At 71.5% G+C, this 12082-nt stretch carries 12 protein-coding genes; 5 read left to right on the plus strand and 7 right to left on the minus strand.

Annotated features, from left to right (window positions below; genetic code table 11):
- Window positions 1–233: 233 nt before the first annotated feature.
- Together ACFCXS_RS23815 and ACFCXS_RS23820 are read right to left on the minus strand one after the other, a co-directional pair.
- Complete coding sequence (locus tag ACFCXS_RS23815; protein ID WP_376645356.1) at window positions 234–1496, minus strand: DUF418 domain-containing protein; 1263 nt, start codon at window positions 1494–1496, stop codon at window positions 234–236.
- Between the two features lie 593 nt (window positions 1497–2089).
- Window positions 2090–3607 (minus strand): FAD-dependent monooxygenase, encoded by a 1518-nt coding sequence (locus tag ACFCXS_RS23820; RefSeq protein ID WP_376645357.1) that lies wholly within the window; start codon window positions 3605–3607, stop codon window positions 2090–2092.
- Window positions 3608–3733: 126 nt separating this feature from the next.
- On the opposite strand from ACFCXS_RS23820, the gene ACFCXS_RS23825 reads away from it, so the two are divergent.
- Window positions 3734–4387: a TetR/AcrR family transcriptional regulator C-terminal domain-containing protein gene (locus ACFCXS_RS23825; protein ID WP_376645358.1), complete on the plus strand. Its 654-nt coding sequence runs from the start codon at window positions 3734–3736 to the stop codon at window positions 4385–4387.
- A 186-nt stretch (window positions 4388–4573) separates the two neighbouring features.
- On the opposite strand, the gene ACFCXS_RS23830 is transcribed toward ACFCXS_RS23825, so the two are convergent.
- The 3 genes from ACFCXS_RS23830 to ACFCXS_RS23840 are packed head-to-tail and all read right to left on the minus strand — an operon-like array spanning window position 4574 to window position 5682.
- Window positions 4574–5038 (minus strand): DUF5994 family protein, encoded by a 465-nt coding sequence (locus ACFCXS_RS23830; protein ID WP_376645359.1) that lies wholly within the window; start codon window positions 5036–5038, stop codon window positions 4574–4576.
- A 53-nt stretch (window positions 5039–5091) separates the two neighbouring features.
- Window positions 5092–5508, minus strand: coding sequence for a DUF5994 family protein (locus tag ACFCXS_RS23835; protein ID WP_376645360.1), 417 nt, complete (start codon window positions 5506–5508; stop codon window positions 5092–5094).
- A 39-nt stretch (window positions 5509–5547) separates the two neighbouring features.
- Window positions 5548–5682, minus strand: a complete 135-nt coding sequence (locus ACFCXS_RS23840) for a hypothetical protein (RefSeq protein WP_376645361.1) — start codon at window positions 5680–5682, stop codon at window positions 5548–5550.
- A gap of 531 nt (window positions 5683–6213) precedes the next feature.
- Here ACFCXS_RS23840 and ACFCXS_RS23845 point away from each other — a divergent pair.
- Window positions 6214–6888 carry a hypothetical protein gene (locus ACFCXS_RS23845; RefSeq protein ID WP_376645362.1) on the plus strand — a complete coding sequence of 225 codons (675 nt, stop codon included), beginning with the start codon at window positions 6214–6216 and terminating at the stop codon, window positions 6886–6888.
- A gap of 33 nt (window positions 6889–6921) precedes the next feature.
- Here the strand turns inward: ACFCXS_RS23845 and ACFCXS_RS23850 are convergent, their stop codons facing one another.
- Window positions 6922–8637, minus strand: a complete 1716-nt coding sequence (locus tag ACFCXS_RS23850; protein WP_376645363.1) for a SpoIIE family protein phosphatase — start codon at window positions 8635–8637, stop codon at window positions 6922–6924.
- A 611-nt stretch (window positions 8638–9248) separates the two neighbouring features.
- Between ACFCXS_RS23850 and ACFCXS_RS23855 the strand changes: the two genes are divergently transcribed.
- Window positions 9249–9845, plus strand: a complete 597-nt coding sequence (locus tag ACFCXS_RS23855) for a DUF5994 family protein (RefSeq protein ID WP_376645364.1) — start codon at window positions 9249–9251, stop codon at window positions 9843–9845.
- 296 nt (window positions 9846–10141) lie between these two features.
- Here ACFCXS_RS23855 and ACFCXS_RS23860 read toward each other — a convergent pair whose 3' ends face one another.
- Window positions 10142–11209 (minus strand): PP2C family protein-serine/threonine phosphatase, encoded by a 1068-nt coding sequence (locus tag ACFCXS_RS23860; protein ID WP_376645365.1) that lies wholly within the window; start codon window positions 11207–11209, stop codon window positions 10142–10144.
- Between the two features lie 203 nt (window positions 11210–11412).
- On the opposite strand from ACFCXS_RS23860, the gene ACFCXS_RS23865 reads away from it, so the two are divergent.
- On the plus strand, window positions 11413–11595 hold the full coding sequence (locus ACFCXS_RS23865; protein ID WP_376645366.1) for a hypothetical protein: 183 nt from the start codon (window positions 11413–11415) through the stop codon (window positions 11593–11595).
- Window positions 11596–11751: 156 nt separating this feature from the next.
- The gene (locus ACFCXS_RS23870; protein WP_376645367.1) at window positions 11752–11979 is read left to right on the plus strand and encodes a hypothetical protein; all 228 of its coding nucleotides are present in this window, start codon (window positions 11752–11754) and stop codon (window positions 11977–11979) included.
- The last annotated feature ends 103 nt before the right edge of the window (window positions 11980–12082 follow it).

A 12082-nucleotide genomic window follows, 5' to 3' on the forward strand; every position in this document is an offset into this window, starting at 1 on the left:
GCCGAACGCGCCCCGGCTCTGTCCGAGGTCAGGACCAAGAAGGAGGGCGCCCCGCACACCGGCCAACGGTTCGCAGCCCACGAGGACTTCGGGGAGTACGTACGTCTGCGCATGTCCCCGACGCCGGTCGGCCGAGAACCACAGCCGAAGCCCGCAAGGGAGATCTCCTTGCGGGCTTCGGCAGACCGTTCAGGCCGGGACGGGGCAGAAAGCCGAACCACCCCGACCGGACCTCACCGGACGTACTTGGCGGGCTTGGTGGCGGTGTTGAGCAGATGCTCCAGAGGGCCGCGGCGGAAGAAGCGGGACCAGAGGGTGGCGAACACGATCGCCCCGAGGACGTACATGAGCAGCGGTACCCAGGACTGCTGGGTCCCTGTCCCGGCGGGCGTGGACAGCACGGACTGCGCGACGAAATGGCCGACGTAGGCGGTCAGGGACATGGTGCCCACGGCGATGACAGGCTTGGCCAGGCGGCGCAGTCGCGGCAGGCGGTCCATCAGCACCGTCGCGCCCACGATCACGAGGATCGCGACGCCCACGCTGCCGATGATGTCGAAGGTGGTGCCGCTGTGCGGCCCGGCGGCCAGCAGATCCGAGTACGACAGCCGGGGGCCGGACCCGTTGCCCATGGACCCACTGCCCATGGACGCCGCTCCTGAGCCACCGGACGACGGCATGTCCTCGGCCGTGCTCCGCAACGCGTTCCTGCCCGCCAGCAGCAGGGACGAGCCGTAAGCCCCCACGACGAGGCCGGCACCGAGCGCCGCCAGGCGCCGCTGGACGGCAGCCGCCGACAGGTCCATGCGACCCAGCGCCATGCCGGCGATCACGAACGGCATCCACGTGAGCGCCGGGTAGAAACCGGTGAGCAGCAGATCGAGCACTCCCACCTCGCTGAGGTGGCGGAGCGGATCGTAGGCGTTGATGCTCTGCTGGACGGATTCGCTCAGCCCCGTGGTCAGGACGAACGCCAGCTGCGGCATGACGAGGGCGAGCCCCGCCGCGATCATGGCGAGAGTCCCCGCGCCCAGTCGCACCAGGGGCAGGGCGAGGAGGAAGTAGACGCCGTAGAAGCCGAGGATGATCACGCCCCCGTACTCCATCGCCATCACGGTGCCCAGTGCCAGCAGGATCACGGCGCGGATCGCGATCCGGGCCTTCGCCTGCCGGCCGGCCGGTCCGGTCTTCGGCTCGAAGCGGCCCGCGATCAGCATCAGCGAGAAGCCGGCGAGGGTGGCGAACAGCACCGACGAGTGGCCGTCCGCCAAGTACCGGACCCAGCTGCCGATGCCGTGTGTGGCGGACAGCGGGGGCCCGATGTGCACGACGTACATGCCGAACACCGCCAGCGCGCGTGCCAGGTCCACCCCGACGAGGCGCCCCATCGAGGGACGGCCGGGGGCCTGCCCGGCGGACTCGGGCGAAGTTCGGGACCGTGGAAGCGCGTTCTCCTGCGGAGCAGGTGTCTCCCGGGGCGGCTGTGTCTGTGTCATACGGAAGATCTTTCGGTGCCGCCAGGAGGCGGACCATCCGGCAGGTTTCGGTGACACCCCCGCCGACCGGCCGGGTCTGCCCCGCCGACCGGTGGAACAGCACCGCGTCGGTCGGCGGGCCCGAACACGGTCAGAGCCTCGTGGTGCACGTGCCGCTCGCTATGGCATTTTCCAGGGCATGCTCGGGGTGCGGATGATGACGAGGTTGACTTCCAGCCCGATGTGGAAGACATCGGGCTGCTCACCGCCGGGCATCCACGCGTGAGTGCGGAGAAGGCCTGAGCCGAGGCTGTGCCCGTCGTTCCCCGTTGGATCTGGTGCGGTCGTGGTGCAGCTGGTGGTGCCCGGAGGGGATGAGTTCGGCAGGGGCCACTCATCGAGCCGCCCCTTCACCTGGCGGTTGCGATCTGCGTGCCGGATGACCTCGCCGGCGACTGTGGCCCCCAGGGCGGGTAGCTCCATGTGATGGGGCATGGCGGTGATCTCTGCAAGACCTGCCGGTACGGCCCCGGCGGGCGGTCGACGACGTCCGCCGTGCTGCGGCGACCGGTGTCGCATCGCCCGATGTCCCGCAGCAAGCCTCTTGCCCCCGTTCAGCCGGTCGTGGCCGGGCCGAACCAGGTGGTGAGGGCGGTCCGGAGGGCGGCGAGGCCGGGGGTGGTGCCGGCGTGTGCGGTCCAGGCGACGTGGCCGTCGGGGCGGATGAGGAGCGCGGCGGGGGCGGGGGTCTCCTCGTCAGGCCAGACGGGCCAGTGGTCGGCCGTGGACCGGGCCTCGACGAGGTCGACGCGATCGGCCCAGCTCTCGGCCGTGGCGGCCAGTGCGGTGTCACCGCGGAGGTCGAGCAGTACGGGGCGCGCGGTGCGCAGCAGTTCGAAGACGCGACGCCGGCCGTCACCGGTCTTCAGATCGACGTCGGGGATCCGGCGACCGGTCAGCGGGTGGTCGTCGCTCATGGGGTAGCGGAGGTCCAGCGCGGTGATCATGCCGCCCAGGTGCCGGTTGACGTCGTCGTATTCGATGAGCGAACGCAGTACGTCGCGCAGCGCGTCGGTCTGCGGGCCCGGACGCGTCAGCGCCGCTTGTGCCCGGGTGTTGTGCAGCACCCGTTCCGCGACGGGATACCGCTCGGCGTGGTAGCTGTCCAGCAGGATCTCCGGCGTCCGGCCGTGCACGACCGAGGCGAGTTTCCAACCGAGGTTGACCGCGTCCTGGACCCCCAGATTCAGTCCCTGACCACCTGCCGGGAAGTGGATGTGCGCCGCGTCGCCCGCCAGCAGCACCCGGCCTTCCCGGTACCGCTCGGCCTGCCGGGCCGCGTCGCCGAACCGGGAGACCCAACGGGGGCTGTGCATACCGAAGTCGGTGCCCGCGATCCTCAGCAGTGACTCCCGCAGTTCCTCGAACGTCACCGGTTCCCTCTGGCCGGCGACACGGTCGTACTCCGTGGTGATCACCCGGTACCAGCCCGGCTCGAAGGCGAACACCGAGAAGTCACCGCCCTCTCGCCGCTGCATGAAGAGCGATTCGGCGGGCGGATCGGCGAGTTCGACATCGCCGAGCAGCGCGGTCACCGTCGCCGGGGTTCCGGGGAAGCCGATGCCGGCGAGCTTGCGCACCGGGCTGCGCCCGCCGTCGCAGCCCACGAGGTAGCGGGCGCGCAGGGTCGAACGGGAGACCTCCGGTCCGCCTACCTCGACCTCGACATGGGAGTCGTGCTGTCGGATGCCGGTCACCTCGGACGACCAGCGCACCCGTACACCGAGCTCGGTGGCCCACTCCTCCAGCAGTCGCTCGATGTGGGACTGCAGGAGCACCAGCGACCGGGGATGCCTGGTCTCGAAGTGGTCGAAGTCCAGTCGCAGCCCCGAGAAGTGCCCTATCGGGCGCGGTGTGCCGGCCGCCAGGAAGCGGTCCAGGACGCCCCGCTGGTCCAGCACTTCCATGGTCCGGGCGTGCATTCCGCCGGCCCGCGACTCACCGGTCCGCGCGGCGAGCCGGTCGGCCACCACCACGTCGACCCCCGCCAGCCGTAGCTCGCAGGCGAGCATCAGGCCCGTCGGTCCGGCACCCGCGATCACCACGTCCGCGTCCGTCTTTGTGTCGGTCATCCGCATTTCCCCCTGCTCCGGTTCGGCTCCCGCCCGCCGCATCTAACGGCGTTAGGGAATCTAACACCGTTAGAGAGTGCCTCTAACGGTGTTAGGGTGTCAAGCGCCCAGGAAGGACGGAGCGGAATGAAGATCAACTCCGAGGTGATCGCCCGGACGGCGTTGCGACTGCTCGACGACGTCGGTCTCGACGGGCTCACCATGCGCCTCATCGCCCAGGACCTCGGCGTGCGTGCCCCGACCCTCTACTGGCACATCAAGAACAAGCAGGAGCTGCTCGACGCCATGGCCACCCTGGTGTACGTCGAGGCGGCCGAGAGGCTGGAGCCGCCCCGCGACGACTCCTCCTGGGAGGACTGGCTCGCCGACTGGGCCCGCCGACTGCGTCAGGCGATGCTGAGTCACCGGGACGGAGCACGTGTCCTCGCCGGCACCTACGTGAACCACGAGGCCGTGCACCGCGCGGTGGAGCTGAACCTGCGAACCCTGCTGGACGCCGGCTTCACCCTCGGCGAGGCGGCACGCGGCTTCCCGGCGGTCCTGCACTACACCATCGGCCACACCATCGAGGAGCAGGCCCACACCAGCGCGGCGTACGGCGAGGACAACCCCTACGCCCCCGAGCGGCTGGCCGCGATGATCGATGCCGAACGCTTCCCCCTGACCGCCCGGGCATCGAGCGACCTGCTCGGCATGGACGGCGAAGCCGGCTTCGAATACGGGCTTCGCGTCGTCGTTCTCGGTCTGCGCGCCGCCAGGGAGGAGCGGGAGCGCGGCTGACCCGGGACAGACGCGCCTGCCGGGCCCCAGCCCCAGCCCAGGGGTGTACTCGCCGCCTGCCAGGCGCTGTGATGCTCCCCGGCCCGGGCCATGGCTTCTCGCGCTGAGCGGCGACCGGACCCGCCACACCGGCCCGGCCCGCAGCGCCCACCACCGCCGGTTCACCGGGTGTGCATCCGGGCTGAGTCAAAGGCCGGTGTCGATCAGGATCTGCTGGGCCTGCTTGAGGTTGTGGGATCGGACCGCTTCGGTCATCGCGGCTCGCGCCGCCTCGGGGGGCGTGTCAGGTGGGACCACGAGCAGGGAGAAGTGGTCCTGGTCCCCTCGGGTCACGAGCGCGGTTTCGTCACCCACGGAGAAGACGTCGATGTGCACCACACGGTCGTCGACGGTCACCCGCGTCGGTGGTTCGTCCCAGGCCGCGGCGTCCAGGCCGATCCGTGTGATCGGCCCGAGGCGCTCGGTCAGTGCGCTGATCAGGCCGGGCAGTTCGGAGGCGAGACTCCTTGAACGGGGCCACCACGCGCCGTCGAGGATGCTCCGGCGTTCGTGAGTGGTGGTGAGCCGCAGAAGCGCCGTTCCGGGACGCATGGATTCGTGTGCACCGTCCGCCAGCAAACCTGCCGCAGGCGGGGAATCGGGATCGGGCATGATGCTCACCTGCTTGTTCGGGGCCTCCTCGCGGCCACGCCACTCCTGGTGGGTCAGGCGCGGTCGCCGAGCGCGGCGGTCATGATCGGTTCGGCGGCCTCCTCGGTGGTGTCGGGCGGCACGACCAGCAGGTCCCAGCGGCCGTGGCCGGGAGCGAGCAGGACGACGGTGTCCGGGGCGTGCGCCGCGACCGCCTTCCGCAGTCGTACGACCTGGTTGGCGACGAGCATCCGGCCAGGTGCCGCGGACCAGGCAGCTCCGTTCACCGTGACGCCTGCGATGTGTCCCCAGGCGCGCGGCAGCGCGGCGAGCAGCTGCGGAAGCTCCACCAGGAGGTCGTACGAACGGGGCCACCACACCCCGTCGAGGCGACGTGGCAGCGCGCTGTGGGGCGCGAGTCGCAGGCGCAGGAGAGGGCGGACGGGCGGTGCGGGAGGTGCGGGCGGTGCCGGTGGCACTGTGGTGATCATGGCGTTTCCTTCGACGGGTTGTGGAGCGGTGGGTTCAGGTCAGGCCCGGCGGGCGGCGAGCCGGTCCGACCGGGCCGGCGCACGTCGTGCACCCAGCCGAGCCGTCACATACGCTCCGGCGGCGATGAGCACGAGGAGCGCGGCGATGCCGAGGTCGGTGGCCATGGCGGTCACGACCTGACGGTCGGTCGAACGCGAGAAGAGCCGGGGAGAAGCGGGTCCGCCGCCCCTCGGGCGGGTGGTGGTGCGTGGGTGCCGGTGGTGCCGTTCGTGCCCGTGGTGCCGGCGGTGAAGAGCCGCAGTACGGCCCTGCGCGGGTCGGGCACCGGCCACGCGTCGGCGGCGGGGAGGGAATCGAGCGCCGGGGCCATCGTGCTGACCTGTCTCCGGAAGCTCCTGCGCTGCGCGAGGCTTCCGGCGAAGTGTCTCGCCGAGGACGAGACCAGCGCGGAAGCCGGTGTGCGACATGCCCTCGGTGTCTTCAACCGTACTCCCGTAGGCTCCCGGCCGTCGGGAAGCGGACGGTACGGCACCGCCGTACCCGCCTCGGCGTTCTCGTCCACCGTCGGTTCCGAAGGGGGCGCGGCGGCGGGAGTACGGTTGAAGACACCGAGGGCGTCGCGCGCCGACACCGACACCGGTGCCGCTCTCGGCGACCCACGACGCCGGGCCGGGTCCGTCCCTGCCCGAAGCAGGGCTTGCCTCATGACCGTGAACGTGCCGGCTGCGCCGACGACCACAGAACTCCTCTGGCGTCCCGGCGGTTCGCACCCGCCCGCGACGCGGAAGCCCGGCCCGAGGCCGGAACGGGGCTCCTCGCCCCGGGAAGGCCAACGCCTCCGTGCGCTGACCCGGCGTCAGATCGAGGACCATCTGCAGGAACTGGGCGATCTGTACGCGGAGACGTCCGGCGGCGGCCCCTGGGCGTGGAACCAGGCCCGCAGCGCCTTCCTGCGGCGGCTCGCGGCCGACGCACGGCGACCCGGATTCGAGCTGCTGATCGCGGAGACCACCGCGCTGACCGGATGCGCCTACGGCTTCCCCGTACGCGGCGACGGCCCCTGGTGGGAGGGCTTCGACGGATACCTTCCGGGGTGGCTGCTCCGGCTTGCCGCCTCCGGACGCCTCTTCGTGATCTCCGGGATCCACGTTCCCTCCCGGGTACGCAGGCAGAACCAGGACCGTGCCTGGAACCTCGCCCGGCGCCTGCAGAAACGGCTGCTCACCGACCACGGTGCCGCCCTCGCCGTCACGCTGGTGAAGCGCTCCGACCACAGGACCGTCGAGGCGCTGCGGTCCTGGGGATGGCGGTACATCGAAGGCGACACACCTCGGACGGCCCCGCTCGGCCCGTTCCGCGTCCTGGTCCTCGACACCTGAGCCCCGGGTCCCGCCTCACCGCGGTCACCGCCTTCAAAGCGACGGCAGACGCAGGGCGAGGAGGGCCACGTCGTCGGTGCTGCCGGGCGGCATGCGGGCGGGCAGCTGGTCGCACAGCGTGCCCAGCGGTTCATGGGCGAGCGCGAGGGCGTGGCGGCGCAGACGGCCGAGGCCGGTGTCCAGGTCGCTGCCGGGGATCTCGATCAGGCCGTCGGTGTAGAGCAGGAGAGTGGAACCCGGCGGAAGGGACCGCGCGGCGCTCGGCCTGCTGCCGCCGGTGCCCGGAGGGACACCGAGGACGACTCCCTGTCCCGCTTCGAGGTAATGCGCCTGTCCGTCCCGGGTCAGCAGCAGAGGCGGCGGGTGCCCCGCGCTGGTCCACCGTAGCGTCCACGGACCGGTGTGCGGGTCGCCTTCGAGCAGGGCGAGGACGAGGGTGGCCATGGGGACGGTGGTGATGGCGGGCATGGCGTCGTCGAGGCGGTCGACGACGGCACCGGGCGGGCCGCTGTGGTCCCAGGCCAGCGAGCGCAGGATGCCGTGCAGTTGCGCCATTCCGGCCGCCGCGGTCAGGTCGTGACCCACGACGTCGCCGATGACCAGCGCGAGCGTGCCGTCCTTCCGCTCGAACGCGTCGTACCAGTCGCCACCGACCTGGGAGCCGGCCGGAGCGGGCTGGTAGCGGGCGGCCAGCCGCAGGCGGCCGGGCTGCGGCAGTGGGGCGAGCAGGTTGCGCTGCATGGCCTCGGCGACGGCGCGCTGGCGGCCGAACCGCCGTGCGTTGTCGATGACCAGGCCGACCCGACGGCCGATGTCGCTCACGACGTCCAGGTCGTCGCTGTCGAAGGGGTGCTCCGGGTCCGTGCGCACCACCGTCAGGGCGCCGGTGATCTGCTCTCGGGGGCCGAGCGGCACCGTGATGGCCGACGTCGAGCCCACCGTCCGCAGGAAGTCGTCGTGGACGGCGGCCAGGGGAGAGGCGGGCGGTGCGGCCGGAGCCGCCTCCTGCTGCAGTACGGGATCAGCGCCGTTGAGCACCTGGACGAGCGGTGAGTGATCTCCCTCCCCCGCCCCGGTGAGACGCTGGCGCCCGCCCTCCAGTCCGGCCTCCCGCCCCGCGGGACCGGTCACCGCCATCCGGTGGACCTCCCCGGAAGCGACCCGGAGATCCACCGCCGCCCAGTCGGCGAGGCGGGGAACCAGCAGACGGCCCAGCCGGACGAGGGCCTCATCGGTCTCCAGGGTCTGGCCGAGTACGTCGGTGATCTCCGCGACCAGCGTCAGCCGCTCGGTGAGGTTTTCCAGAGCACGTGTGTAGGCCGCACGCTCCCGACGCGCGCTGCGCTCGCCGGTGGTGTCGGTGAACAGCACGGCCATGCCGACGAAGGCGCCGTCGTCCGTCACGGGAGAAGCGGACCAGGAGATCGCGATCAGGCGACCGTCACCGCGCAGGCAGATGTCGCCCTCCTCGCGTGCCTCGGACCTCTCGGCCACGGCCCGCAGCAGCGGGCACTGCTCCCGGGGGATCCTGCCGCCGTGCGCATCCCGGTGCAGCAGGTCGTGTGCGTCCTCCCCGCGCATCGCCGGGGCGGTGCGGCCGAGCAGCCGCTCGGCCGCCGGATTGACCGCGAGGATCCGTCCGGCGGGATCCACCACGACCAGGGCCGCGCCCAGTTGACCGACGACCCGCTGCCAGAAACCCGGCTCGGCCGCAGGCAGGCTCCCGTCGTCTCCCGCACCCTTCACCATGTCACCCCTCCGTCAGGGAAACCCTCGCCGAAGCCGGCGGGCGCGTCGGGGGACCGACACACCAGTGGATCGATATTCCCCCGACTCGGCACGGAGCTGACCACCGACCTGCTGCCGGTGGACTTCGTCGGCCGGGCAGCTCGGCGACTGGCCGTCTCGTTCCCCCGGCGCGAGACCCTGCGACCACCCTGCTGCGGCACGGGCTCGGACTGCCGGAACAACTCCCCTCCGTGAAAGCGGCTTCGGCCTGAGCGGGTGACGAGAATCGAACTCGCCCTCCCAGCTTGGGAAGTGCCGGCACCTGGGCAGGTGCAGCAGTCCTGACCTGCGCCTACGCGGCCCGGGGCCAGAGGGTGACAGCCCGGACCGCCTCCGGCCGCGTCGGATCGAATCTGTCCGCAACTCGCCCGGAATCGTTGCCTCAGGGACGACGGGTTCCGGGGAAAACGCAGGGGGAGCTTTCGTCCGTTGTCCGCACGGTCCGCCGGGCCTGTCGGAGGAGTACGCTGGATTTACCGAGGATATTTCGAACACCGGCTTCCAGGCTCGTGTCGTTTTCGGCGATTCAATATTCCGGGCCGACCTGGTCGGCCCGGGGCAGGGTTCGCGTCATGATGGCGACCATTTCCCACCCGCCGACGACCGAAGCCGATGACCGGCTCTCCTCGCTCTCTCCGCGTCTGTCGCTCGTTCCCATCGGCTCCGCGCCGGCTCTGCTGGACGGCGCCTGGTGGCCCCGCTCCCGCGATCTCGAGGCGGAACTCCCGTCCCTGACCGCCGTACTGGAACCGCTGTGGGGGCGGATCACCCGGGTCACGGTGAATCCCACCCAGTGGCCGGTCATCCCACGCAAGGTGCCCGTCGCCGGGCGCGTGGTGCACGTGGGCTGGTTCCGGGACCAGCAGGACCCGCATGAACTGCTGTTGCTCTCCTACCACGTGGGCCGCTGGAACCTCTTGGTCGTCCCGCCGCAGACGGCTCCCGACTCGGCCGCCTGGCTGATGGCCGCCGCGAGCGACCCGCGCGGTAGGTCGAGCGCGAGCCGGTTGATGGAGGAGGCGGCGCGCCTGCGGACGCTGCGCGACGCCGACCGGGCCGTGGAAGCGGTCTGGGACTCCGAAGGAGGGCACGGGTCCCGGGACTCGGCCGCACCTCCACGGGTGCCGGCCGCGACCGGCACGGTGTGGCAGCAACCGAGGGGACGGTGAGGACGGTGGAGACCTTCTTGACCGTGGCCGTGATCGTGGGACTCATCGTGGCCGGGTCGTGCCTCATCCGCCTGCTGAACTCGCAGCACGGCGACCGCATGGCCGGCGTCCATTACGGCCGTACCGGGATGCCTGTGGCGGGACCGGCTCCGTCGGCCCGGCGAAGGGCCCGCGGCGGGGCGACGACGAGCGGCACCCGCCGCCTCGGCCGCCCCCTGCCCGGCGCACGCGGGCGACTGCGCCCCCGTGCCCGTGAAGGAGCGAGCCCCACCCTTCCGGCAAGCTCGCCCGGCCCGTCATCCGCCGGGAGGAACTGACCGGCACCGACAGCACGACCCGCAATCCGGGACCCCGGCCGCAGCCGCGCACACGACAGGCCGGGGCCTACCCGCGCCCGGTGTCCGCGGGCAATCCGGGACCCCGGCCGCAGCCGCGCACACGACAGGCCGGGGCCCACCCGCGCCCGGTGTCCGCAGGCCGGGGCAGCCAATCCTCAAGGACACGATGCGTGTCGGACGCGGACCTTCCGTCCGGTTCGTGGCGCATCCCCGGACGGCGGTCCACCACGATGCCCGCCGCCGCGGGCTCGTAAAACGGCCCTCCACCCGCGCCCCCCACAGATCGGTGTGGGCCCGTCGCGTGTGGCGGTAGGCGCCGACGGCCACCGTCGCCATGGTCGCCGCGTCCAGCCCGTGGCCCATCGCGTCGAGCATGGCCACGTGAAGGATGCCGCCGTTGAGGGCGTAGTCGAAGCTGTCGCCGGCCACGTCGTAGGCGGGCTCCAGGATGCCGGCCACCTCGACCTGAGGAACGGTCATGGACAGCGGGGGCAGCAACGACCACTGGATCTCCGCGGCCACGCTCATCGGAGCGCTGCGGCGGGCCTGGAAGAACTGGTCGGTGTAGGCGTCCTTGGTGACGATCATGTCCGCGACCAGACCGGCGAGTCTCCGTAGCAGCCGCCGGTCGTCGTCGTCGACGTCGTCCAGAGTGACGGCCATGACCCCGATCTGGTCGCTGCCGTCCAGCAGTGGCAGGTACATCCGCACGCTGTCGTCCTGCGGCACCTCCACCGTTCTGCGGCTCAGGAACGCCTCGCCGGCGGGGGACTCCTCGACCGGCTCGGGGCCGCCGACCTTCAGCCTCCGGCCCGGCAGCGGCACCAACAGCACCTGTTCGTAGTCCTGCAAAAGGATGGAGACCTCCCGCCCCCCGACCCTGGCCACCTCCTCCGCGACGAGTGGGGCGATCAAGTCCGGCGGCATCTCGTGGGCCCGGTCCAGCAGCACACCCAGCAGTCGTTCGCCGAACCCCTCCGACCGGTCCACCCCGACCCTGTGCGGCCGCCGCCCACCGTCCGTCATCGCTGCTCGCTTCCCTTCGTCCCGGGGCGATGGCGAGCCGATCGCGCCATGGGCGGCATGTCGTCCCGAGCGCCCTCGCCACACAAAGCTTGGGCAGAAGAGGGACCTCCCGCCACCGCAGTCCCCATTGCACCATTTTCACCCGGAATTATTTACAAAGCGGACGACCGAGAGCCAGAGTCGAGTAGGGGCAGGAGGCAGTCATGACCGTCCTCGCGGTGTTCCTTCTCGTCATTGGGACGATATTGATCCTGATCGGGTCGATGTTGATCCTGGTCGGGACGGTCCTGATCTTCCTCGGGGCAGTGCTGATCCTCATCGGGATCGCCCTGGTCGCTGTTGCGGCCTTCTTGCTCATCCGGAGAGCGCTGAGGCGGGAGGAGTAGGGACGGCCGGACCGGAGCAGGGCCGGATCGGAGCAGGGCCGGACCGGAGTGCGGCCGGGGCCGGGGTCCGGCCGGGACCGGGGTGCGGCCGGGACCGGAGCAGGGGACCGGATCAGACGGACCTCGTGAAGCTCGGTGCGTCGAGAGGAGCACGTGATGAGCAGGGGCGTGGTGGGCTTGATCGCGGGAATGGCGCTGGGGTTCGCCGCGTACTTCGGTGACTTCTGGGCCTTCCTGCTGGTGCTGGGGCTGGGCATCGTCGGTCTCGTCATCGGGCGGCTCATGGACGGTGATCTCGAACCGGGCGACTTCATCCGCCGCCGGGACCGCCAGGACCGCATTCGCGATGACCGGCGACGGACCAGGGGAGGCCGGCTGCGCTGACCGGTGAGCCGCCGATCGGCGTCCGGGCCTCCGCGGCGTCGTGCGGTGCCGTCACCGCCTCCGCCGGACGCCCGCGGACAGCGCCGGACTCCCGCGGGCAGCG

The sequence above is a fragment of the Streptomyces sp. NPDC056373 genome, from assembly GCF_042262425.1.
Taxonomy (GTDB): Bacteria; Actinomycetota; Actinomycetes; order Streptomycetales; family Streptomycetaceae; genus Streptomyces.

Coding starts and splice junctions, on each gene's coding strand:
- ACFCXS_RS23850 (WP_376645363.1), bottom strand. CDS start 8,637: ATGGTGAAGGGTGCGGGAGACGACGGGAGCCTGCCTGCGGCCGAGCCG.
- ACFCXS_RS23860 (WP_376645365.1), bottom strand. CDS start 11,209: ATGACGGACGGTGGGCGGCGGCCGCACAGGGTCGGGGTGGACCGGTCG.
- ACFCXS_RS23835 (WP_376645360.1), bottom strand. CDS start 5,508: ATGATCACCACAGTGCCACCGGCACCGCCCGCACCTCCCGCACCGCCC.
- ACFCXS_RS23825 (WP_376645358.1), top strand. CDS start 3,734: ATGAAGATCAACTCCGAGGTGATCGCCCGGACGGCGTTGCGACTGCTC.
- ACFCXS_RS23870 (WP_376645367.1), top strand. CDS start 11,752: ATGAGCAGGGGCGTGGTGGGCTTGATCGCGGGAATGGCGCTGGGGTTC.
- ACFCXS_RS23830 (WP_376645359.1), bottom strand. CDS start 5,038: ATGCCCGATCCCGATTCCCCGCCTGCGGCAGGTTTGCTGGCGGACGGT.
- ACFCXS_RS23820 (WP_376645357.1), bottom strand. CDS start 3,607: ATGACCGACACAAAGACGGACGCGGACGTGGTGATCGCGGGTGCCGGA.
- ACFCXS_RS23845 (WP_376645362.1), top strand. CDS start 6,214: ATGACCGTGAACGTGCCGGCTGCGCCGACGACCACAGAACTCCTCTGG.
- ACFCXS_RS23815 (WP_376645356.1), bottom strand. CDS start 1,496: ATGACACAGACACAGCCGCCCCGGGAGACACCTGCTCCGCAGGAGAAC.
- ACFCXS_RS23855 (WP_376645364.1), top strand. CDS start 9,249: ATGATGGCGACCATTTCCCACCCGCCGACGACCGAAGCCGATGACCGG.
- ACFCXS_RS23865 (WP_376645366.1), top strand. CDS start 11,413: ATGACCGTCCTCGCGGTGTTCCTTCTCGTCATTGGGACGATATTGATC.